20 protein-coding genes are annotated in these 23,376 nt (G+C 70.1%); all 20 read left to right on the top strand.

The window, feature by feature from the left end; all coding sequences use genetic code 11:
- Nucleotides 1-35 precede the first annotated feature (35 nt).
- The 20 genes from rpoZ (at nucleotide 36) to AB4Y94_RS09370 (ending at nucleotide 23,298) form a co-directional block, all read left to right on the top strand.
- The gene (rpoZ, locus tag AB4Y94_RS09465; RefSeq protein WP_441727526.1) at nucleotides 36-293 is read left to right on the top strand and encodes a DNA-directed RNA polymerase subunit omega; all 258 of its coding nucleotides are present in this window, start codon (nucleotides 36-38) and stop codon (nucleotides 291-293) included.
- Between the two features lie 29 nt (nucleotides 294-322).
- The gene (coaBC, locus tag AB4Y94_RS09460; RefSeq protein ID WP_441727524.1) at nucleotides 323-1,573 is read left to right on the top strand and encodes a bifunctional phosphopantothenoylcysteine decarboxylase/phosphopantothenate--cysteine ligase CoaBC; all 1,251 of its coding nucleotides are present in this window, start codon (nucleotides 323-325) and stop codon (nucleotides 1,571-1,573) included.
- A 67-nt stretch (nucleotides 1,574-1,640) separates the two neighbouring features.
- On the top strand, nucleotides 1,641-2,834 hold the full coding sequence (gene metK / locus AB4Y94_RS09455; RefSeq protein ID WP_441727522.1) for a methionine adenosyltransferase: 1,194 nt from the start codon (nucleotides 1,641-1,643) through the stop codon (nucleotides 2,832-2,834).
- A 98-nt stretch (nucleotides 2,835-2,932) separates the two neighbouring features.
- Nucleotides 2,933-5,026 carry a primosomal protein N' gene (locus AB4Y94_RS09450; protein ID WP_441727521.1) on the top strand — a complete coding sequence of 698 codons (2,094 nt, stop codon included), beginning with the start codon at nucleotides 2,933-2,935 and terminating at the stop codon, nucleotides 5,024-5,026.
- Nucleotides 5,027-5,959 (top strand): methionyl-tRNA formyltransferase, encoded by a 933-nt coding sequence (gene fmt / locus AB4Y94_RS09445; RefSeq protein ID WP_441727519.1) that lies wholly within the window; start codon nucleotides 5,027-5,029, stop codon nucleotides 5,957-5,959.
- Complete coding sequence (locus AB4Y94_RS09440) at nucleotides 5,956-7,386, top strand: RsmB/NOP family class I SAM-dependent RNA methyltransferase (protein ID WP_441727518.1); 1,431 nt, start codon at nucleotides 5,956-5,958, stop codon at nucleotides 7,384-7,386. Before fmt ends, AB4Y94_RS09440 begins: the two co-directional genes overlap by 4 nt.
- Nucleotides 7,387-7,472: 86 nt before the next feature.
- Nucleotides 7,473-8,141, top strand: a complete 669-nt coding sequence (gene rpe, locus AB4Y94_RS09435) for a ribulose-phosphate 3-epimerase (protein WP_441727516.1) — start codon at nucleotides 7,473-7,475, stop codon at nucleotides 8,139-8,141.
- 28 nt (nucleotides 8,142-8,169) lie between these two features.
- Nucleotides 8,170-8,433 (top strand): phosphoribosyl-ATP diphosphatase, encoded by a 264-nt coding sequence (locus tag AB4Y94_RS09430; RefSeq protein ID WP_441727514.1) that lies wholly within the window; start codon nucleotides 8,170-8,172, stop codon nucleotides 8,431-8,433.
- A gap of 49 nt (nucleotides 8,434-8,482) precedes the next feature.
- Entirely contained in the window at nucleotides 8,483-9,322 is an 840-nt protein-coding gene (gene hisG / locus AB4Y94_RS09425; RefSeq protein WP_441727512.1) for an ATP phosphoribosyltransferase, read from the top strand.
- Nucleotides 9,323-9,332: 10 nt separating this feature from the next.
- A complete protein-coding gene (hisF, locus tag AB4Y94_RS09420) occupies nucleotides 9,333-10,097 on the top strand; it encodes an imidazole glycerol phosphate synthase subunit HisF (RefSeq protein ID WP_441727510.1) in 765 nt (254 codons plus the stop codon).
- Complete coding sequence (gene hisI, locus AB4Y94_RS09415; RefSeq protein WP_441727509.1) at nucleotides 10,094-10,495, top strand: phosphoribosyl-AMP cyclohydrolase; 402 nt, start codon at nucleotides 10,094-10,096, stop codon at nucleotides 10,493-10,495. The genes hisF and hisI overlap by 4 nt, the downstream gene beginning before the upstream one ends.
- On the top strand, nucleotides 10,492-12,063 hold the full coding sequence (locus AB4Y94_RS09410) for an anthranilate synthase component I (RefSeq protein WP_441727507.1): 1,572 nt from the start codon (nucleotides 10,492-10,494) through the stop codon (nucleotides 12,061-12,063). Before hisI ends, AB4Y94_RS09410 begins: the two co-directional genes overlap by 4 nt.
- Nucleotides 12,063-12,794, top strand: coding sequence for a Trp biosynthesis-associated membrane protein (locus AB4Y94_RS09405; protein ID WP_441727506.1), 732 nt, complete (start codon nucleotides 12,063-12,065; stop codon nucleotides 12,792-12,794). Before AB4Y94_RS09410 ends, AB4Y94_RS09405 begins: the two co-directional genes overlap by 1 nt.
- Nucleotides 12,795-13,021: 227 nt before the next feature.
- Nucleotides 13,022-13,246, top strand: a complete 225-nt coding sequence (locus AB4Y94_RS09400; RefSeq protein WP_441727504.1) for a DUF6704 family protein — start codon at nucleotides 13,022-13,024, stop codon at nucleotides 13,244-13,246.
- Between the two features lie 4 nt (nucleotides 13,247-13,250).
- Complete coding sequence (trpC, locus tag AB4Y94_RS09395; protein ID WP_441727503.1) at nucleotides 13,251-14,021, top strand: indole-3-glycerol phosphate synthase TrpC; 771 nt, start codon at nucleotides 13,251-13,253, stop codon at nucleotides 14,019-14,021.
- Entirely contained in the window at nucleotides 14,022-15,233 is a 1,212-nt protein-coding gene (gene trpB, locus AB4Y94_RS09390) for a tryptophan synthase subunit beta (protein WP_441727502.1), read from the top strand.
- On the top strand, nucleotides 15,230-16,060 hold the full coding sequence (gene trpA, locus AB4Y94_RS09385; protein ID WP_441727501.1) for a tryptophan synthase subunit alpha: 831 nt from the start codon (nucleotides 15,230-15,232) through the stop codon (nucleotides 16,058-16,060). Before trpB ends, trpA begins: the two co-directional genes overlap by 4 nt.
- Nucleotides 16,061-16,140: 80 nt before the next feature.
- Nucleotides 16,141-17,127: a prolipoprotein diacylglyceryl transferase gene (lgt, locus tag AB4Y94_RS09380; RefSeq protein WP_441727500.1), complete on the top strand. Its 987-nt coding sequence runs from the start codon at nucleotides 16,141-16,143 to the stop codon at nucleotides 17,125-17,127.
- A gap of 116 nt (nucleotides 17,128-17,243) precedes the next feature.
- Nucleotides 17,244-21,848: a glutamate synthase large subunit gene (gene gltB / locus AB4Y94_RS09375; RefSeq protein WP_441727499.1), complete on the top strand. Its 4,605-nt coding sequence runs from the start codon at nucleotides 17,244-17,246 to the stop codon at nucleotides 21,846-21,848.
- On the top strand, nucleotides 21,841-23,298 hold the full coding sequence (locus tag AB4Y94_RS09370; protein WP_441727498.1) for a glutamate synthase subunit beta: 1,458 nt from the start codon (nucleotides 21,841-21,843) through the stop codon (nucleotides 23,296-23,298). Before gltB ends, AB4Y94_RS09370 begins: the two co-directional genes overlap by 8 nt.
- Nucleotides 23,299-23,376 lie beyond the last annotated feature (78 nt).

Genomic DNA, 23,376 nt, shown 5'->3' with positions numbered 1-23,376 from the left:
CGACGCACCGCTACAGCACTAAAGGAGTGTCTCCCATGGCTACCAAGCCCACCGGAATCATCGACCCGCCCATCGACGACCTGCTCTCCAAGGTCGACTCGAAGTACGCCCTGGTCATCTTCGCCTCCAAGCGGGCCCGCCAGATCAACGACTACTACGCCGACCTGCACGAAGGCAGCCTGTTCGACAACGTCGGACCGCTGGTCGACTCGACCATCGACGACAAGCCGCTGTCCGTGGCGCTTCGCGAGATCAACGAGGACAAGCTCGTTTCCCGCCCGATCGCCGAATAGCACCACAGCACATCACCCCAGCGCGCAGGATGTCGCCAGCTCGCACGATCGTCGTCGGTATCACCGGTGGCATCGCTGCATACAAAGCCGTCGGTGTCGTGCGCGCTTTCGTGCTGCACGGGGATGTCGTGCAGGTGGTCGCGACGGATGCCGCGCTCCGGTTCGTCGGGAAGCCGACGCTGGAGGCCATCTCCCGTAACCCGGTGCACACCGACCTCTACGAGGGGGTCGCAGAAGTGCGGCACGTGGCCATCGGCCAGTCCGCCGACCTCATCGTGGTCGCGCCGGCGACGGCGAACAGCATCGCGAAACTCGCGGCCGGCCTCGCCGACGACCTGCTCGGCAACACCATCCTGGCCAGCACCGCGCCCCTGGTGATCGCGCCGGCGATGCACACCGAGATGTGGAACAACCCGGCCACGATCGCCAACATCGCCACCCTCCGCTCCCGCGGCGTGATCGTCGTCGGCCCCGGCACCGGCCAGCTCACCGGGTCCGACGTCGGCGCGGGCCGGATGGCGGAGCCAGAGACCATTGTGGCCGCCGCTCTGGCCGCGCTCGAGGCCGCCGGTTCCGTCGCAGAGCCGGCGCACACGGCATCCGCTGTCGAACCGGATCTCGCCGGGATGAACATCGTGATCAGCGCCGGCGGAACCCGTGAGCCACTCGACCCGGTGCGGTTCCTGGGGAACCGGTCCAGCGGCAAGCAGGGCATCGCCCTGGCCTCCGCCGCCGTGTCCCGCGGGGCCTCGGTCACCCTGGTGGCCGCGCACCTGGAGGTGCCGCCGCCGGAGGGCGTCACACTGGTTCCGGTGGCCACCGCACTCGAACTGGAGACAGCGATGCGCGCCGCCGCCGCCGACGCGGACCTGGTCATCATGGCGGCCGCCGTCGCCGACTACCGGCCGGTGTCTGTGCGGGATGCGAAGATCAAGAAGGAAGACACCGGCGACACGCTCACGATCGAGCTGGTCAAGAACCCCGACGTGCTGGTGGGGTTGTCGGCCGACCGCCCGCGCGAGCAGGTGATCGTCGGCTTCGCCGCCGAGACCGAAACAGACGCCGATGCGCTGCTGGAGCTCGGCCGCGGCAAGATCGCCCGCAAGGGCTGCGACTACCTGGTCATCAACCGGGTCGGCTGGAGCGAAGGCTTCGCCACAGACGGAAACGATGTCGTCCTGATCGACCGGTCCGGAGATATAGTGACAAGGGCATCCGGAACCAAAATGCTGGTGGCGGACCGCATTCTCGATGCGGTGGTCACGCGGCCGTCCGCGTAGCCCCGCACACAGACCGGCATGCACACAGGCCGGCACATACAGACCGGCACATACAGAGATAGGCCAGATGAGCGACCTTCGTCTTTTCACGTCAGAATCAGTCACCGAGGGCCACCCCGACAAGATCTGCGACCAAATCTCCGACACCATCCTCGACGCGCTCCTCACCGAGGACCCGCATAGCCGGGTTGCCGTCGAGACGCTGGTCACCACCGGGCTGGTGCACGTCGCCGGCGAGGTGACCACAGAGGCGTACGTCGAAATCCCGTCGATCGTGCGCAAATGCATCACCGACATCGGCTACAACTCCTCGGACGTCTGGTTCGACGGCCGCTCCTGCGGCGTCGAGATCTCCATCGGCGGGCAATCGCCTGACATCGCACAGGGCGTGGACGATGCGTACGAGACCCGGGAGCAGGCCAGCGTCGACGACTTCGACCGGCAGGGCGCCGGCGACCAGGGCATCATGTTCGGCTATGCCACCCGGGAGACCCCGTCGCTCATGCCGATCCCCATCTGGATCGCGCACCGCCTCGCGGAACGCCTCGCGGCCGTGCGCAAGTCGGGGGAGCTCACCTGGCTCCGTCCGGACGGCAAGACCCAGGTGACCATAGGGTACGAGGGGATCACCCCGCGCACGGTGGAAACCGTCGTCGTCTCGACCCAGCACGCCCCGTCGGTCTCAACACACCGGTTGCGCGCCGAGGTCGAGGAACTCGTCATCCGTCCGGTGCTCGCCGCGGTGGACCTCGACTCCTCCGGCGTGCAGACCCTGATCAATCCGACCGGCCGGTTCGAGATCGGGGGCCCGCAGGGTGACGCCGGCCTGACCGGCCGCAAGATCATCATCGACACCTACGGCGGCTCCAGCCGGCACGGCGGCGGCGCGTTCAGCGGCAAGGACCCGTCCAAGGTCGACCGCTCCGCCGCATACGCCATGCGCTGGGTGGCGAAGAACGCCGTCGCCGCCGGCCTCGCCGAGCGGCTCGAGGTGCAGGTCGCCTACGCCATCGGCAAGGCCGCACCGGTCGGGCTCTACGTCGAGACCTTCGGTACCGGCGCCCTGCCCGATGCGCAGATCACCCGGGCGATCACCGACGTCTTCGACCTGCGGCCCGCCGCGATCGTCCGCTCGCTCGACCTGCTGCGCCCGATCTACGCGCAGACGGCGAGCTACGGCCACTTCGGCCGCGAGCTTCCCGACTTCACCTGGGAGAAGCTCGACCGGGTCGACGACCTGAGAAGCGCGGCCGGACTCTGAGTGCCCGTCCTCCCCGTCCGTGTTCCGCGAAACTGCAGTAGTCGGGGTTATCCGCGACTCTTAAGCCCAACAACTGCGGGTTCGCGGGAGGGGGCGGCGTGACCGGGGCGGTGCGGGTGGGCCGCGTGGTCATCGATTCGCCACTCCCGCAGCTCGATCACCTCTTCGACTACGCCATTCCCGCCGAACTCGAAGCGGATGCCCGGCCCGGCGTGCGGGTCAAGGTCACGCTTCGCTCCGCCGGCCGGGTCGCCACCGGCTACCTGGTCGAGGTGCTGGACCCGGCGACGAGTGGCGCGACCGGCTTCCAGGGGACGCTCAGCCCGATCGAAGCCGTCGTCTCCCGGGCACCGGTTCTCACACCGGAGGTCTGGGCGCTGGCCCGCGCCGTTGCCGACCGCGCAGCCGGCAATGCCAGCGACATCATCCGGCTGGCCGTTCCGCCGCGCCAGGTCCGGGTGGAGAAGGCCTGGCTCGCCGCCCGGGCTGCGGCGGTCGATGCGGCGGACGTCGGCCGGCCGGCCGCCGCGCCGGCCGACGAGCCCGCCGGCGCGCCGATTGATAAGCCCGCGGCCGCACCGGGGACTCCCGAGGACGCACGCGGCGGACCGGCCGCCACCCCGTTCTTCGCCGACTACCCGGCGGGCGCGCTGGGCGCCGTGATCGCCGACGGGCTGCGGGTCGCCGTCTCAGCGGTGCCGCAGCTGGTCACGGTCGGGGCAAACCCCGGGAGCGGCAGCACCATCGGGCGGTGGGCGCTCACCCTCGCCGAACTCGCCGTCGCCACCCTGGCCTCCGGCCGCTCCGCCATCCTCGCCGTGCCCGACTACCGCGACCAGGACCAGGTTCAGGCCGCCCTCGACCAGCTCGCCCCGGCCGGCACCGTGAGCCGGGTGGACGCCCGGCAACCCGGCGCTGACCGCTACCGGGCGTTCCTCGCCTGCCTCGGCGCGGAACCCCGGATCATCCTCGGCAACCGTTCGGCGGTCTACGCGCCGGCCGCCCAGCTCGGCCTGGTCGCCGTGTGGGACGACGGTGACCCGCTGCACGCCGAACCGCTCAGCCCCTACGTGCACACCCGCGACGCGGCGCTGGTGCGCCAGCAGCACAGCGGGTGCGCCCTGGTGTTGCTCGGCCACTCGCGCAGTGTCGAGGCGGAGCGCCTGGTCGAGCTCGGCTGGCTGGGCGAGGTGCACCCGGCGAAGTCCTCCCACCCGAGGGTGATCCCGACCGACTTCCAGGGCGCCCTGGTCGCCGAGGCCCGCGCGGCGCGCATCCCGTCCGCGGCGTGGAAGGCAGCGCGGGACGCCCTCGACTCCGGCCCGGTCTTGGTGCAGGTAGCGAGCCCCGGATACGCCCCGGTCCTGGCCTGCCAGACCTGCACGCAGTCGGCCCGCTGCACGCGCTGCCAGGGCCCCCTCGGGATCGCCTCAGCCGGCGCCACCCCGTCCTGCCGCTGGTGCGGCGCCCTCGCCGTGGCGTGGCAGTGCAGCCACTGCGATGGCCGCCAGTACCGGCTGGTCACCGTGGGGACCGCCCGCACCGCCGAAGAACTCGGCCGGGCCTTCCCCGGCGTGCGTGTGATCGTCGCCGACGGCGAGCACACCGTCCAGCAACTCGGCGCCGAGCCCGCCCTGGTCATCGCCACCCGCGGCGCCGAACCCATCCCGGCCGGCGGCTACCGTTCCATCCTGCTCCTCGATGGCGAACGGATGCTCGCCCGCGAGTCCCTGCGCGTGGGGGAGGACTGCCTCCGCTGGTGGTCGAACGCGGCCGCGCTGGCCGCGCCCGGCGCCAGCGTGGTCCTGGTCGGGGTCGGCGGCGCCCTCGCCCGCGCCCTCAACGCCTGGCAGCAAGGGGCGTACGCCGCAACCGAACTCGCTGACCGACGCACCCTCCGCTTCCCGCCGGCCGTGCGGGTCGCATCCGTCACCGGCACCGTCGACGGCGTCGAGGCCGCACTCGCCGACCTGGCGGCGATCGACGGGCTTGACGTGCTCGGCCCGGTCAGCACCGAACCCGGCCTGGTGCGCGCGATCGTGCGCTTCGCCTACAACACCGGCGACTCCGTCGCGCACGCGCTGAAGGCCGCGATCGTGCGGAACGCCAGCCGGCGGCGGAAGTCCGCGGCCGGCGCCTTCCGCCCGCCGCCTACACTCAAAGTACGATTCGATGACCCGGAGCTGCTCTAAATGAAACTCGTCTTCGCCGGCACCCCGGAGGCCGCCGTGCCGTCCCTGCGCGCCCTTGCCGCCGGTCCCCACTCCATCGTCGCGGTGGTCACCAGAACGGATGCCCCGCTCGGCCGGAAGCGCGTGCTCACCCCGTCGCCGGTCGCCGCAGCAGCAGCGGAACTCGGCCTGCCGGTGCTGAAGACCAACCGGCTGGACGCCGACGCCACCGCGGCGATCGACGCGCTCCACGCCGACCTCGGCGTCATCGTCGCGTACGGCGGACTGGTGCGGGAGCCGCTGCTCTCCGTGCCCCGCCTCGGCTGGGTCAACCTGCACTTCTCGCTGCTGCCGCGCTGGCGCGGCGCCGCTCCGGTGCAGCACGCGGTGATCAACGGCGACGACATCACCGGCGCCGTGGTGTTCCAGCTCGTGCCGGAGCTCGACGCCGGTCCGGTCTTCGGCACCACCACCCGGCCGATCGGCGCCGACGACACGGCCGGTTCGCTGCTCAGCGCCCTCGCCGATGACGGTGCGGAACTGCTCGGCACCGTCGTCGACGACCTCGCCGCCGGCACCGCGCATCCGCTCGAGCAGGTCGGGTCGGTCACGCTCGCCCCCAAACTCGCCATCGACGACGCCCGCGTCGACTGGGCAGCGCCGGCCACGGCAGTACTGAGCCGGGTGCGCGGCGTCACCCCAGAGCCCGGCGCGTTCACCACCGTCGGCGACGGCCGGCTGAAGCTGCTCGAGGTGGCACCGGCAGCGGATGCGCCGGCGCAACCCGCTGGAGCGATCAGGCTGCACGAGAACCGGCTCCTGGTCGGCACCGGCACCCTTCCGGTGGAGCTTCGGGTGGTGCAGCCGGCCGGCAAGAAACCGATGCCGGCCCTGGACTGGTGGCGCGGCACCGCCGCGGCCGCCGACCGGGCCGGGGAACTGGTGGCCTCATGAGCGACTCTCGCAGCTCCGACTTCGTGCAGCCGGCTCGCCGGGTCGCCTACGAGGTGATCGCCGCGGTGCGGGAGTCCGACGCCTACGCCAATCTGCTGCTGCCGGTGCGGATCAAGCGCGCCGCCCTGAACACCGCAGACGCTGCCTTGGCCACCGAACTCACCTACGGCACACTGCGAATGCAGGGCTACTACGACCGCGTCATCGCCCTGGCCGCCGGGCGCCCGGTCAGCGCCATCGACCCCGCTGTCCTCGACGTGCTCTGCCTCGGCACCCACCAGCTGCTCGGCACCCGGGTCGCCACCCACGCCGCGGTCAACGAATCGGTGTCGCTGGCCCGCCAGGTGGCGTCGCGGTCCGCGGTCGGCTTCACCAACGGGGTGCTCCGCACCATCTCCCGCACCAGCGCCGACGACTGGCGGGAGCGGGTCCTGGCCCAGGCGGAGAATGCCGACGACCGGCTGGCCGCCGAATTCTCGCATCCGGTCTGGGTGGTGCGGGCCTTCCGGCAGGCGCTCCGCGACGAAGGCCGCGGCGATGAACTGGTCGACCTGCTCGCCGCCGACAACACGCCGCCGCGGGTCAACATGGTCGCCCTGCCCGGGCTGGCCGGCGACACCGCGACCGGCGGCACCGAGGCCGGCGGCACCGCGACCCTCGGTGCGCCGGACGCGTACTCGCCGATCGGGTTCGTGCTGGCCGGCGGGGACCCGTTCGACCTGGTCGATGCCCACAACGGCCGGATCCGGGTGCAGGACGAAGGCTCCCAGCTCGCCGCGCTCGCCCTCAGCCGGGCCCGCCCGGTCCAGCCCGGAGAACGCTGGCTCGACCTCTGCGCCGGACCCGGCGGCAAGGCGGCGCTGCTGGCCGCAGAAGCCCTCGCCGGCGGCGCCGAACTGGTCGCCAACGAACTGGTGCCGGCCCGGGCACAGCTGGTGCGGAACGCCCTCGCCCCGGTGCCCGCCGAGGTGCCGGTGTGGGAGCTCGACGGAACCCGGATCGCCGACGACCACGCGGGCGAGTTCGATCGGATCCTGCTCGACGCCCCGTGCACCGGCCTCGGCGCCCTCCGCCGCCGGCCGGAGGCGCGCTGGCGCAAGCAGCCCGCCGACGTCGCCGCGCTCTCCGGGCTGCAGTCCGACCTGATCGACGCGGCCCTCGGGGCGCTCAAGCCGGGCGGGGTGCTCGCCTACGTCACCTGCTCGCCGCACCTGGCCGAGACGAAGGGGATCGTGGCCACCGCGATGAAGAAATGGGGCGACCGGGTGACCCGGCTCGACACGGCATCCGTTCTGCAGGGCCTCTCCAGCAGCCCACTCGACCTCCCGACAACGGACGCGCCGGGCGGAGGCACCAGCGTGCAGTTGTGGCCGCACCGCCACGGCACCGACGCCATGTTCATCACCCTTCTGAGCCGCACCGCCTGACCAGCACCGCCCGTTGCCCGGCGTGCCGGGTCGCGCGGGCGTTCGGTGCGCGCGTGGGGAATTCTGATCCTCGGTAGGGTGAATCCATGCCCTCCCGGATCAACCCCAGCATCCTCGCCGCCGATTTCGCCAACTTCGAACGCGAACTCGGGCGCATCAGTACCGCCGACCTGGTGCACGTTGACATCATGGACAACCACTTCGTGCCGAACCTGACCTTCGGCCTCACCATGGTCGAGCGGCTGCAGCAGGTTTCGCCGCTGCCCCTCGACGTCCACCTGATGATCGACGACCCCGACCGCTGGGCGCCCGGCTACGCCGAGGCCGGCGCATACTCGGTCACCTTCCACGCCGAAGCGGCAGCGGATGCCGTGGGCCTGGCCCGCACGCTGCGTTCGATCGGCGCGCGGGCCGGAATCGCCCTGAAGCCCGGCACCCCGGTGGAGCCGTACCTCGAGCTGCTGCCGGAATTCGACCAGGTGCTGGTGATGACGGTCGAGCCCGGCTTCGGCGGCCAGTCGTTCATGGCGTCGACGATGCCCAAGCTCACCGCGCTGCGCGACGCGGTCCGGGGCAGTGGCCTCGACGTCTGGCTGCAGGTGGACGGCGGCATCAACGAGGAGACCATCGTGACCGCCGCCGAGGCCGGCGCCGACACCTTCGTGGCCGGCTCCAGCGTGTTCAATGCCGCAGAGCCGGCCACACAGATCGCGCTGCTCCGCGCGGCGGCGGACGCTCACCTGGGTGCTCACTAACGACCACACGCACTAGTAGCCTGTAGAGGTGAAAACATTCGACGAACTCTTCGCCGAACTCAGCGAGAAGGCCGCATCCCGGCCCGAGGGTTCCGGCACCGTGCGCGAGTTGGATGCCGGCGTGCATGCCATCGGCAAGAAGATCGTCGAAGAGGCCGCCGAAGTCTGGATGGCCGCCGAGTTCCAAAGCGACGACGAAGCGGCAGAGGAGATCTCCCAGCTGCTGTACCACCTCCAGGTGCTCATGCTGGCCAAGGGGCTGACCCCGGCCGACGTCTACCGACATCTGTGACCGCCCTGCACAGATGACCGCGTCGACCCCCACACCTGAAAGCCGTCCCATGCTCAGAATTGCCGTGCCCAACAAGGGTTCGTTGTCCGAAACCGCCGCCCAGATGCTGTTCGAGGCCGGTTACACCGGCCGCAGGGACCCCCGCGACCTCGTCGTCGCCGACCCGCGCAACGGCGTCGAGTTCTTCTACCTCCGCCCCCGCGACATCGCCACCTACGTCGGCAGCGGCGCCCTCGACGTCGGCATCACCGGCCGGGACCTGCTGCTCGACTCGCACTCCAGCGCCACCGAGATCGCCAGCCTCGACTTCGGCTCGTCCACGTTCCGCTTCGCCGGTCCCGCTGGCCGCTTCGACGCGCTCGCCGACCTGGGCGGCGTGCGCGTGGCCACGAGCTACCCGGGACTGGTCGGCAGTTTCCTCGCCGAGCACGACGTGAGCGTCGACCTGGTCAACCTCGACGGCGCCGTCGAGTCGGCCGTGCAGCTCGGGGTAGCGGATGCCGTCGCCGACGTCGTCTCCACCGGCTCGACGCTCCGCAAGGCGGGCCTGGAGATCTTCGGCCCGGTCATCCTCGAATCCACCGCCGTGCTGATCAGCGCCGCAGACGAGAAGCCGGGGGTGTCCACCCTGCTCCGCCGGTTGCAGGGGGTGCTGGTCGCCCGCCAGTACGTGCTGATGGACTACGACATCCCGCGGGTGCAACTCGACGCCGCCTGCGTCTTCGCCCCCGGCATCGAGTCGCCCACCGTGTCCTCGCTGCACGACCCCGACTGGGTCGCCGTGCGGGTGATGATCCCGCGGGTCGACATGAACAACGTGATGGACGAACTCTACGGGCTGGGTGCGCGCGCCATCCTGGTCAGCTCGATCCACAACGCCCGGCTGTAGGGAGACGCCCATGACCTTGTCCGTCCGGGTGATCCCGTGCCTCGATGTCGCCGCCGGCCGCGTCGTCAAGGGCGTCAACTTCCAGAACCTCCGCGACGCCGGCGACCCGGTCGAACTGGCCCGGCGCTATTACGAGCAGGGCGCGGACGAGCTCACCTTCCTCGACGTCACGGCGACGGTCGACGACCGGGCGACCACCTACGACGTCGTGCGCGCCACCGCTGAACAGGTGTTCATCCCGCTCACGGTGGGCGGGGGCATCCGCAGCACCGAGGACGTGGCCCGGTTGCAGGGCGCCGGCGCCGACAAGGTCGGCGTCAACAGTGCCGCCATCGCGCGGCCGGCCCTGATCTCCGAGATCGCCGACCGGTTCGGCGCGCAGGTGCTGGTGCTCTCCCTCGACGTGAAACGCTCCGGCAACACCGACTCCGGCTTCGTGGTGACCACGCACGGCGGCCGCACCGAAACCGAGCTTGACGCCCTCGCCTGGGCGGCAACGGCCATCGAGCTCGGCGCGGGGGAGCTGCTGGTCAACTCCATCGACGCCGACGGCACCAAGCAGGGTTTCGACACCGAGCTGATCCGGTTGATGCGCCAGATCAGCACCGTGCCGGTGATCGCCTCCGGCGGAGCCGGCCGCGTGGAACACTTCCCGCCCGCGGTCGCGGCCGGCGCGGATGCCGTGCTGGCGGCATCCGTCTTCCACAGCGGGGAACTCTCGATAGGCGACGTGAAGCGCGAGCTGACGGATGCCGGGATGCTGGTGAGACGATGACCTCAGAAAGCCCGACCACGCCCGAGTCGACGGAGGCCGTGATCGACCGCGCCGCGTTCAACGCCGACGGCTTGCTGCCCGCCGTCATCCAGCAGTGGGACACCCGCGAGGTGCTCATGCTCGGCTGGATGGATGCCGAGGCCCTCCGTCGCACGTTGACAACCGGACGGGTCACGTTCTGGTCGCGCAGCCGCCAGGAGTACTGGCGGAAGGGCGACACCTCCGGCCACGTGCAATACGTCAAGAGCGCAGCCCTCGATTGCGACGCCGACACCCTCCTGGTCGGCGTCGACCAGGTCGGCGCCGCCTGCCACACCGGCACGCACACCTGCTTCGACGGTCGCGACGTCGCCGTCGTGGCCGGCAGCCGCCCCGCGCAGGATGAGGCCGGGCAATGAGCGCCACCGGATCGAGCGCCACAGGATCGAGCACCGCCGGATCGAGCACCGCCGGTTCGACCACCGCAGCGCAGTTCGAGGCGCTCGTCAACGGACACCGGGTGATCCCGGTGATCCGCGAGCTGTTCGCCGACGGGGAGACCCCGGTGGGCATCTTCCGCAAGCTCGCCGCCGGCAAGCCCGGGACGTTCCTGCTGGAATCGGCCGAGCAGGGCGGCATCTGGTCCCGGTTCTCTTTCGTGGGGGTGTCGTCGTTCGGCGTGCTCACCCAGCACGGCGACGAGACGCGCTGGGTCGACTACGGGCTCTCCGCCGACCGGGCCCTGGGTGAGGCCGCGGGACTCGCCCCGCTCGCCGCGGTGGCCCACCTGCACGAACGGTGGCAGACGCCCCGGCTGCCCGAGCATCCGCCGCTGACCGGCGGGCTCGTCGGCTTCATCGGGTGGGAGGCGATCCGCCAGATCGAACGCCTTCCCGACCAGCCGCCCGCCGACTACGACGTGCCGGGCCAGGCCTTCAGCTTCGTGGCCGACCTGGTCGCGCTCGACCACAAGTTCGGCACCGTGCAGCTCATCGCCAACGTGCTGAACGACCAGGAGGAGTCCGCGGAGACGCTCTGGGCGGCCGCCCAGGAACGTCTCGACTCCCTCCAGGCCCGGCTGGCCGAGCCGTCGGAAGCCTGGCTGGCCGAGGTCGACCTCAGCATCGCCCCGAACCCGGTGTACCGCACCGAACGCAGCGACTTCCTGGCCGCCGTCGATACCGCCAAACGGCACATCGTCGACGGCGACGTGTTCCAGGTCGTCATCTCCCAACGGTTCGACCAGGAATGCACGGCGCATCCGATCGACGTGTACCGGGTGCTTCGCAGCCTCAACCCGAGCCCGTACATGTACCTGCTCAGCCTCGAGTCGACCGGCGGCGACCCGTACTGGATCGTCGGCTCCTCACCTGAGGCGCTGGTCAAGGTGCAGAACGACCGGGTGTTCACCCACCCGATTGCCGGCTCGAAGCCCCGCGGGGCGACCCCGGAGGCAGACGCCGACTATGCCGACGAACTCGCCGGTGACCCCAAGGAGCGCGCCGAGCACCTGATGCTGGTGGACCTGGCCCGGAACGACCTGCTCAAGGTCTGCAGCGCCGGCTCGGTGGAGGTCACCGAATTCATGCGGATCGAACGGTTCAGCCACATCATGCACCTGGTCTCCTCCGTGGAGGGCGACCTGCTGCCCGGCAAGAGCGCGATCGACGTGTTCCGGGCGACTTTCCCGGCCGGGACCCTCTCCGGTGCGCCCAAACCGCGGGCACTGGAGATCATCGACGCCCTCGAGCCCGCGCAGCGCGGAGTGTACGGGGGAGTGGTGGGGTACTTCGGCTTCGCCGGCGACGCAGACCTCGCCATCGCCATCCGCACCGCCACCATCAAGGACGGCATCGCCCGGGTGCAGGCCGGCGGCGGCCTCGTCGCCGACTCCGACCCGGCGTCCGAATACCAGGAGTCGCAGAACAAGGCGGCGGCGCCGCTGCGTGCTGTGGCCGTCGCCAACGCCATGCGCCGGGTGCGCTGATGAGCGCCGTCGCCCCCGACCGTCGCGGCCGCCGGGTCAAACTCCTGCTCGTCGTGACGGTGATCGGCGCCAGCGCACTCGCGCTGCTGGCCTGGACGCAGACCTGGGTCGACGCGAACGTCATCATCCAGGGCTCAGCCACCACCCACCTCGCCGTGACCGGCTCCACGGCCGCCCCCGCCGTGACCGCGCTGGCGCTGGCCGGACTCGCCCTCGCCGGCGCGCTGACCATCGCCGGGCCGGTGATCAGGATCGTCCTCGGTGCGCTCGAGGTGCTGCTCGGCGGCTCCGTCTTCCTCGCAGCGATCAGCGCGGTCGTCGACCCGGCCGGTGCCAGCGCCGCCGCGGTCACCGCCGCGACCGGAATCGCCGGCCACGAGTCCATCCAGGGCGGTGTCGCCAGTGCCGCCCTGACGGGCTGGCCGTACCTGGCCCTCGCCGCCGCCGTGATCATGGTCGTCGCGGGCATCGGGGTGCTGGCGACCCAGCACCGCTGGCCGGGCCCGACCGCGCGCTACCAGGCGGTGCGACTGGTTCCCGCTGCCACCGATGCCGCCCCCGGCGAGGCACCTGCCGGTTCCGCCGGCGCAGCCCGCGGAAACGCCGCCCCCGCAAGCGCCGGTGCGGCCACTCCCGCGGGTGCCAGTCCCGGCGGCGAATCCGCCGCGGGCAGCCGGGACTCCGTCGGCGACTGGGACGACCTCAGCCGCGGCGAGGACCCCACCGCCTGAACACCGTCAAACGGATGCCGCTGCACAGCCGGGCAGCACCGCCGCGAGTTACGTATAACGCACCTTCGTTGGTGCGTGGAAGGCGCCATATACGCGCCTCAGTGCACGCCCCGGAGCGAGCAGGGCGGCGTCGCGGCGGCGGTTCGGCATCCGTCACCGACCTCTGACGAACCGCTGAGTGCCCAGCCGCTAGACTTGGGCGGTACCTGAACGCACTAAGGAGAACAATGAGCATCGAGTCAGCCGACCCCGGTCACGGTCATTCACCGGCGTCATGGACCGCTGTCACGATCATGCTGGTGGCCTTCGTCATCGGCACAATCGCCTTCTTCCTCGAGCTGCCCTGGTTGGTGTGGGCCTCCGCCGCCCTGCTCGTCGTCGGCCTCATCGTCGGCTGGATCATGAGCCGGGTCGGATACGGCGTCAGCACCACCAGCAGCACGGGCCACTGACCGAGTGCTGTCAGAACTCCTTTCCGGCGCCCTGGCCGACGCCAGGGCCCGCCAGTTGACCCGTCCCCTCGCGAGCGTCGAAGCTGCGGCCGCCGCCCAGGCTCCCGCGCTCGACGCGCTCGGCCTCCTCGCGCCCGCAGGCCAGGTGAAGATCATCGCCGAGGTCAAGCGCTCCAGCCCGTCACGTGGCCCCCTCGCTGAAATCGCCGACCCCGCGGCCCTCGCGGTCTCGTACCAATCCGGCGGTGCCAGCGCGATCAGCGTGCTCACCGAAGGCCGCAAGTTCGGCGGATCCCTGGCCGACCTCGAGCAGGTGCGGGCCGCCGTGGAGATCCCGGTGCTGCGCAAAGATTTCATCGGCGACCCCTACCAGGTGTTCGAAGCCAGGGCCGCCGGCGCCGACCTCGTGCTCCTGATCGTCACGGCCCTCGACCAGGACACCCTCGTCACCCTCCACGACCTGATCAGGGCGCTGGGCATGACCGCGCTGGTCGAGACCCACAGCGGCGACGAGGTCAGCCGCGCCATCGACATCGGCGCCGGGCTGATCGGCGTGAACGCCCGCAACCTGTCGACGTTCGAGCTGGACCAGGACCTGTTCGGCTCGCTCGCCGACCGGATCCCGTCCGGTGTGATCCGGGTGGCCGAATCCGCCGTGAAGACCGCAGCGGATGTCGCCCACTACCGATCCGCCGGCGCCGACGTCGTCCTCGTCGGCGAAGCGCTGGTCACCAGCGACCCTCTTCGCACCCTCTCCGAATTCCTGGCGGTATAAATGTCCTTACGCACCGAATCGGGCCCATACTTCGGCGACTTCGGCGGACGCTTCGTCCCCGAGTCGTTGATCGCGGCCCTCGACGAACTCACCGCCGAATACGCCATCGCGAAGCAGGACCCGGCGTTCGCCGCCGAACTGATGGAACTGCACCGCAGCTACACCGGCCGGCCGTCGATCATCACCGAGGTTCCCCGTTTCGCCGCGCACGCCGGCGGTGCCCGGGTCATCCTCAAGCGTGAGGACCTCAACCACACCGGCTCGCACAAGATCAACAACGTGCTCGGCCAGGTGCTGCTCACCCGGCGCATCGGCAAGACCCGCGTCATCGCCGAGACCGGCGCCGGCCAGCACGGCGTGGCAACGGCCACTGCCGCAGCCCTGTTCGGACTGGACTGCGTGGTCTACATGGGCGAGGTCGACACCGAGCGGCAGGCCCTGAACGTGGCACGCATGCGGCTCCTCGGCGCGGAAGTCGTCTCGGTCAAGACCGGCTCCCGCACCCTCAAAGACGCCATCAACGACGCGATGCGGGACTGGGTCACCAACGTCGAGAACACCAACTACATCTTCGGGACCGTCGCCGGGCCGCATCCGTTCCCCGCGATGGTGCGCGACTTCCAGAAGATCATCGGTGAAGAGGCCCGCGCCCAGGTACTCGAACTCACCGGACGACTGCCTGACGCCGTGACCGCGTGCGTCGGCGGCGGTTCGAACGCGATCGGAATCTTCCACGCCTTCCTCGACGACCCCGACGTTGCGCTCTACGGGTTCGAAGCCGCCGGCGAAGGCGCGGAGACCCAACGGCACGCCGCCACCATCACCAAAGGCCGCCCCGGCGTCCTGCACGGCGCCCGCAGCTACCTGCTGCAGGACGAGGACGGCCAGACCATCGAGTCCCACTCGATCTCGGCCGGCCTCGATTACCCCGGCGTCGGACCGGAGCACTCCTGGTTGTCGAGCATCGGCCGGGCCAGCTACCGACCGGTGACGGACGCCGCGGCGATGGAGGCATTCCGGCTGCTGAGCCGCACCGAGGGCATCATCCCCGCGATCGAGTCCGCGCACGCGTTGGCCGGCACGCTCGAGCTCGGGAAGGAGCTCGGCCCTGACGCCACCATCCTGGTGAACCTCAGCGGCCGCGGTGACAAGGACATGGAGACCGCGGGCCGCTACTTCGACCTGCTCGACGAAGGCGCCCAGCAGCTATGAACACGGAAGCATCCCTCAGCACCTCCCCGGCCGGCGCCGTCGAACGAACCATCGCGGCCCGACGCGACGCGGCCAGCGGCGCCCTGATCGGGTACCTCCCGGTCGGCTTCCCCAGCCTCAGCGGCAGCATCGACGCCGCGGTGGCGCTCACCGCCAACGGCGTGGACATCATCGAACTGGGCCTGCCGTACTCCGACCCGGTCATGGACGGGCCGGTGATCCAGCGGGCCACCCAGCAAGCCCTGGCCGACGGATTCCGGTTGCGGCATGGATTCGAGGCGGTGCGCGCGATCACAGCCCAGACGTCCGCGCCGGTGCTGCTGATGACCTACTGGAACCCGGTCGTGCAGTACGGCGTCGACCGGTTCGCCGACGACCTGCTGGCCGCCGGCGGGGCCGGGCTGATCACCCCGGACCTCATCCCCGACGAGGCCGGCGACTGGCTGGGCGCCAGCGCCCGCACGGGCCTTGACCGCGTGTTCCTCGCCGCCCCCTCTTCGTCCGACGCCCGCCTGCGGCAGGCCGTCGACGCCAGCCGGGGCTTCGTCTACGCCGTGTCGACGATGGGCATCACCGGCGCCCGGAGTGACGTCGACAGCGCGGCCAGGGTGCTGATCGAACGGCTCCGCGCCGCCGGTTCCACCAGTGCCTGCGTGGGTCTCGGCATCTCCACCGCCGTGCAGGTGCGGGAGATCCTCGGCTACGCCGACGGCGCCATCGTGGGATCCGCGCTGGTCAAGGCACTCGCAGAGGGTGGAGTCGACGCCGTCGGCCGCCTCGCCGCCGAGCTCTCCAGCGGTGCGCGGGATGTCGCGCGCACGGTTTAGGGTAAATTGACTGAGGCTCCGACAAGCCGTCTCCCGCGCCTCGCCCGGGTGGCAACGCGTCACGACGAAAGGTATTACACGTGTCCGCGCTTCCGACCACCGTTCTGCTGAGCATCCCCAGCCCCGACTGGAGCTACTTCGACCTCGGCCCGTTCCGCATCCACGCCTACGCGCTGTGCATCCTGGCCGGCATCATCGCCGCCACCGTCATGACCAGCCGCCGGCTGACCAAGCGGGGCGCCGAACCGGGCGTCGTGCTGGACATCATCCTCTGGGCCGTGCCGCTCGGAATCATCGGCGCCCGCGCGTACCACGTCTTCACCCACCCCGGCGACTACTTCTACGACGGCGCGGACCTGTGGCGCACGCTTTACATCTGGGAAGGCGGAAACGCCATCTTCGGGTCCTTGATCGGCGGCGGGATCGGCGCCTACATCGGGTGCAGGATCACCGGCATCCGCTTCTGGTCCTTCGCGGATGCGCTGGCCCCCGGCATGCTGCTCGCCCAGGCGATGGGCCGCCTCGGCAACTGGTTCAACCACGAGCTGTTCGGGCTGCCCACCACGCTGCCGTGGGGCCTGCAGATCGAGTCGGACAACCCGGCGTTCCCGGTCGGCCTTCCGGCGGGAACCCTGTTCCACCCCACGTTCCTGTACGAGATCATCTGGAACCTGATCGGGGTCGCCGTGATCCTGTTCCTGGAGCGGAAACTGAGCCTGCGCTGGGGCAAGGCGTTCGGCGTCTACCTGGTCTGGTACGGCATCGGGCGCAGCTTCTTCGAATCGATCCGGGTCGATCCGAGCGAGATGTTCTTCGGCATCCGCACCAACGTCTGGGCCTCGTTCGCAGCCATCCTGATCGGTCTCGCGATCATCGTGGTGCAGCGGTCCCGCCACACCGGCGTCGAACTCAGCCCGTATGTTCCCGGCCGGGAATGGATTGCACCGGACCCTGAGGTAGAATCTGACGACACCGATTCGGATATTCCCGACCAGGGCGATGAAGCCGTAGGAACGAGCGAATCGGGCGGGTCCGTCGCCACAAGCCCACGCGACTCGCACGTCTAGGCCCCGGTAACCCCAGAGCTGCACCCGGCCCCGTTTCCCTTGGTTTCGGGGCCGTGCTTCCCCCTTCAGCGGGCCAATGTCGTCCCTGTGTGCCGATCATCATGTGAGGACAGCAGATGGCAGAAATCCAACCAACCGCAAGCGTTGCGCTCGGGTCACCGTTCGCGCGGTTCGGAAGTGCGCCCGCCAGGCAAGGCCTCTACGACCCGGCAGACGAGCGTGACGCCTGCGGGCTCGCGATGGTGGCCACGCTCCGCGGAACCCCCGGTCACGACATCATCACTGCGGCGCTCGACGCCCTCCGGAACCTCGAGCACCGCGGCGCCGTCGGCTCCGACGCGGGCACCGGCGACGGCGCCGGCATCATCACCCAGGTCCCCGACGCGTTCCTCCGCGCCGTCGCCGACTTCGCCCTTCCCGAAGCCGGCCGGTATGCCGTCGGCAACGTGTTCCTGCCCACCGACCCGACCGCCCGCAGCGCCATCAAGCGCGCCATGGCCGGCATCGTCGAATCCGAAGGCCTGGCCGTGCTGGGCTGGCGTGAGGTGCCGGTGCGCCCCGACCAGGTCGGCAACCTGGCCAGGGCCGCGATGCCCGCCATCCAGCAGCTCTTCGTGCAGAGCACCCACACCGACGCCGGCGGCGAGCCGGTCAGCGGCATCGCACTCGACCGGCAGGCGTTCCGGCTGCGGAAGCGCGCCGAACGCGAACTCGAGGTGTACTTCGCCTCACTGTCCTGCCGCACGCTGGTCTACAAGGGCATGGTCACCACGCTCCAGCTTGAGCCGTTCTACCCCGACCTCTCCGACGAGCGGTTCGCCTCGACGCTGGCCCTGGTGCACTCGCGTTACTCCACCAACACCTTCCCGTCCTGGCCGCTCGCCCAGCCGTTCCGGATGATCGCCCACAACGGGGAGATCAACACCGTCCAGGGCAACCGCAACTGGATGCGGGCCCGCCAGTCACAGCTGGAATCCGAGCTGCTCGGCGACCTGGACCCGCTGCTGCCGATCGTCACCCCCGGCGCGAGCGACTCGGCCTCGTTCGACGAGGTCGTCGAGCTGCTCACCCTGTCCGGGCGCAGCCTGCCGCACGCCGTGATGATGATGGTGCCTGAGGCGTGGGAGAACCAGCCGGACCTCGAGCCGGCGCGGCGCGCCTTCTACGAATACCACTCGATGCTGATGGAGCCGTGGGACGGCCCCGCCGCGATCGTGTTCACCGACGGCTCCCTCGTCGGCGCCACCCTCGACCGCAACGGGCTGCGGCCCGGCCGCTACCTGATCACCGACGACGGCCTGGTCGTGCTGGCCAGCGAGATCGGCGTGCTCGACATCGACCCCGGCCGGATCGTGCGGAAGGGCCGGTTGCGCCCCGGCAAGATGTTCCTCGTCGACACCGTCGCCGGCCGGTTGATCGAAGACACCGAGATCAAGGCCGAACTCGCCGCGAGCGAGCCCTGGGGAGACTGGCTGGACGCCGGGCGGATCAACCTGAAGGACCTCCCGGAACGGGAGCACATCGTTCACCCGCCGGCATCGGTCGTGCGCCGCCAGCGCACCTTCGGGTACACCGAGGAGGAAGTCCGCGTCCTGCTCGCCCCGATGGCGCGCACCGGTGCCGAGCCGCTCGGCGCGATGGGCAGCGACACCCCGATCGCCGTGCTCAGCGAACGACCCCGGCTGTTGTTCGACTACTTCACCCAGCAGTTCGCCCAGGTGACCAACCCCCCTCTGGACTCGATCAGGGAAGCGGTGGTCACCTCACTCAAGCTCGGCCTCGGCCCGGAGCGCAACCTGCTGGTCGCCGGCCCTGAGCACGCCAGGCAGGTCGTGCTCGACTTCCCGGTGATCGACAACGATGAGCTGGCCAAGATCCAGCACATCGACGCCGCGCCGGGGAGCGGCACCACGCACACCGTGCGCGGCCTGTACCGGTTCGACGAGGGGCCCAACGCGCTGGCCGACCGGATCGATGTCCTCTGCACCGAGGTCGACGCCGCCATCGAGGCCGGAGCGCACTTCATCGTGCTGTCTGACCGCGACTCCAACAAGGACCTCGCACCGATCCCCTCGCTCCTGATGATCGCCGCCGTCCACCACCACCTCATCCGCACCGAGAACCGGATGAAGGTCGGCATCGTCGTCGAAGCCGGAGACGTGCGCGAGGTACACCACGTCGCCCTGCTGATCGGCTACGGGGCATCCGCTGTCAACCCGTACCTCGCGATGGAGACCTGCGAGGACCTGGTCCGCAGCGGCCACATCGACACGGTCACGCCAGAGCAGGCCGTGCGCAACGTGATCAAGGCACTCGGCAAGGGGGTGCTGAAGATCATGTCGAAGATGGGGATCTCCACCGTGTCCTCGTACGCCGGCGCCCAGGCCTTCGAAGCTGTCGGCCTCAGCCAGGCGTTCGTCGACAAGTACTTCACCGGCACCACCAGCAAGCTCGGCGGCGTCGGCCTCGACGTGGTCGCGTCGGAGAACCTGTCCAGGCACCTCCACGCCTACCCGGAGGACGCCGCGGTGAAAGCCCACGAGCGGCTGTCCACGGGCGGCGAGTACCAGTGGCGCAGGGACGGTTCCCCGCACCTGTTCAACCCGGAGACGGTGTTCCGGCTGCAGCACTCCACCCGCGCCCGCCGCTACGACGTGTTCCGCGAATACACCAAGCTCGTCGACGACCAGGCCGAGAGCCTGATGACGCTGCGCGGGCTGTTCCAGTTGAACACGCAGTCCCGCCCGAGCGTCCCGCTGGACGAGGTGGAATCCGTCGCATCGATCGTCAAGCGGTTCTCCACCGGTGCGATGAGCTACGGCTCCATTTCTCAGGAAGCCCATGAGACCCTCGCCATCGCGATGAACCGGCTGGGCGGCAAGTCCAACACCGGAGAAGGCGGGGAGGACCTGGAGCGGTTACTCGACCCCGAACGCCGCAGCGCGGTCAAGCAGGTCGCCTCCGGCCGGTTCGGCGTCACCAGCATGTACCTCACCCACGCCGACGACATCCAGATCAAGCTCGCCCAGGGTGCCAAGCCCGGAGAGGGCGGCCAGCTGCCACCGACCAAGGTTTACCCGTGGGTGGCCAGGACCCGGCACGCCACCGCCGGCGTCGGGCTCATCTCCCCGCCGCCGCACCACGACATCTACTCCATCGAGGACCTCAAGCAGCTGATCTTCGACCTGAAGCGCGCCAACCCCCGGGCGCGCATCCACACCAAGCTGGTCAGCCAGTCCGGGATCGGTGCCGTGGCGGCGGGGGTTGCGAAGGCGCTGTCCGACGTGATCCTGGTCTCCGGCCACGACGGCGGAACCGGCGCCAGCCCGCTGAACTCGCTCAAGCACGCCGGAACACCCTGGGAGCTCGGCCTCGCCGAGACCCAGCAGACCCTGATGCTCAACGGCATGCGCGACCGGGTGGTGGTGCAGGTCGACGGGCAACTGAAGACCGGCCGCGACGTCATCGTCGGCGCGCTGCTCGGCGCCGAGGAGTTCGGTTTCGCGACCGCCCCGCTGATCGTCGAGGGCTGCATCATGATGCGGGTGTGCCACCTCGACACCTGCCCGGTCGGCGTCGCCACCCAGAACCCCGAACTGCGCAAGCGCTTCACCGGCAAGGCGGACTACGTCGTCAACTTCTTCGAGTTCATCGCCCAGGAAGTGCGCGAGTACCTGGCCGAGCTGGGCTTCCGCAGCCTCGAGGAGGCCGTCGGCCACCACGAGATGCTCGACGTGAACCGGGCGCTCGGCCACTGGAAGGCGTCCGGCCTCGACCTGGCCCCGATCCTGGTCGGCCCGGACTTCTCCGACGCTGAGCCGCGCCAGTACGGTCGCCCGCAGGAGCACGAACTCGCCGAGCACTTCGACAACGAGCTCATCCTCCAGAGCGCCAACGTGCTCGAACACGGCGGCCACGTCGAGATCTCCCTGCCGATCCGCAACACCGAGCGGGCGGTGGGCACCATGCTCGGCCACCAGGTCACCCTCCGGCACGGCGTGAACGGGTTGCCGGCCGGGTCGATCGACATCACCCTCACCGGCAGCGCCGGCCAGTCGCTCGGCGCCTTCCTACCGAGCGGGATCACCCTGCGCCTGGAGGGCGACTCCAACGACTACGTCGGCAAGGGGCTCTCCGGCGGTTCGATCATCGTCAGGCCCGACCGGAACAGCGTGTTCCAGGCCGAGCGCAATGTGATCGCCGGCAACGTGATCGGCTATGGGGCCACCCAGGGCAGCATGTTCATCCGCGGAATCGTGGGCGAACGCTTCCTGGTCCGCAACTCCGGCGCGACAGCCGTGGTCGAGGGGGTTGGCGACCATGCCCTCGAATACATGACCGGCGGACTGGCCGTGATCCTCGGCGGCACCGGCCGGAACCTCGGCGCCGGCATGTCGGGCGGCACCGCATACGTCTACAAGTTGCGCGCCGAAGCCGTGAACCGGGAGGCTCTGGACACCGGTGAACTCGAGTTGCATCCGCTCGGCAGCGCCGACCGCGAGATCGTCCGCGACCTGCTCGAACAGCATGTCGCGCAGACCGAGTCGGCATTGGCAGCGCGCCTGCTCGCCGACCTCGACACCACACTGACACAGTTCGTCAAGGTTCTTCCGCGTGACTACGCGGCGGTCCTGGCGACCAGGCAGACAGCCGTCGACCAGGGCCTCGACCCTGACGGCGACGTCGTCTGGACCCGCATCCTGGAGGTAACCAATGGCTGATCCGAAGGGATTCCTGAAGACGACCGAGCGCGAGCTCCCGGCCCGGCGACCGGTGTCCGTGCGCCTGATGGACTGGAAAGAGGTCTACGAGGCCGGCGATTCCGCCGTGCTCAAGCGCCAGGCCGGCCGCTGCATGGACTGCGGCGTCCCCTTCTGCCACCAGGGCTGCCCGCTGGGCAACCTGATCCCGGAGTGGAACGACCTGACCTGGCGGGACGAAGGCCGCCAGGCCATCGAGCGCCTCCACGCGACCAACAACTTCCCCGAGTTCACCGGCCGGCTCTGCCCGGCTCCCTGCGAGTCGGCCTGCGTTCTGGGCATCAACCAGCCCGCCGTCACCATCAAGCAGGTCGAGGTCTCGATCATCGACAACGCCGTCGCCAACGGATGGGTGCAGCCGCAGCCGCCGGGCCGGCTCACCGGCAAGACGGTTGCCGTGGTCGGGTCAGGGCCCGCCGGGCTCGCCGCCGCCCAGCAGCTCACCCGGGCCGGGCACACCGTCGCCGTCTTCGAACGCGATGACCGCATCGGCGGGCTGCTGCGTTACGGCATCCCCGACTTCAAGATGGAGAAGAAGCACCTCGAGATGCGCCTGGCGCAGATGACGGCCGAGGGAACCCGGTTCCGCGCCGGCGTCAACATCGGCGTGGACATCACCTGGGACGACCTGCGTGCCCGCTACGACGCCGTCGTGGTGGCCACCGGCGCGATGGTGCCCCGCGACCTGCCGATCCCCGGCCGCGACCTTCCCGGCGTGCACTTCGCCATGGAGTACCTGGTGCAGCAGAACAAGGTCGGCGCCGGAGACAGCGTCGACGACCAGATCACCGCCGCCGGCAAGCATGTCGTGGTCCTCGGCGGCGGCGACACCGGCGCCGACTGCATCGGAACCGCCCACCGCCAGCTCGCCGCATCCGTCACCAACCTCGCCATCGGCAAGCAGCCGGGCACCTCGCGCCCCGACCACCAGCCGTGGCCGATGGCGCCGACGCTGTTCGAAGTGTCGAGCGCACACGAGGAGGGCGGCAACCGCCAGTTCCTGGCCTCGACGATCGAGTTCCTGGCCAACGACGCCGGCGAAGTGCGCGCGATCCGGGTGGCCGAGACCGAATACCTCGACGGCCGCCGGGTGCCCAAGGCGGGCACCGAGCGGGAGATCCCCGCGGACCTTGTGCTCCTGGCGCTCGGATTCACCGGCCCGGAGTCGCAGGAACTTTCCCGCCAGCTCGAGGTGCCGTTCGACCAGCGGGGTAATGTCGAACGTGGCGTCGACTACCAGACCAGCCAGGAGGGTGTCTTCGTTGCCGGGGACGCCGGCCGGGGCCAGTCGCTCATCGTCTGGGCGATCGCAGAAGGACGAGCCGCCGCCGCCGCGGTCGACCGCTACCTCGAAGGCGAGACAGAGCTGCCGGCACCCGTGAAGCCGACCGACCGGGCCTTCGCGATCTGACACCCACCCACTCTTCAGCCAGACTTAGTAACAACAGCACGAAATGCGCCACAAGCGCGGAAACCGGAGATTCACCAG

This window comes from Glaciibacter sp. 2TAF33 (assembly GCF_052114945.1).
GTDB lineage: Bacteria > Actinomycetota > Actinomycetes > Actinomycetales > Microbacteriaceae > Cryobacterium.
The sequence above is the reverse complement of the archived record's forward strand: the minus strand, read 5'-3'. Positions and strand labels throughout refer to the sequence as shown.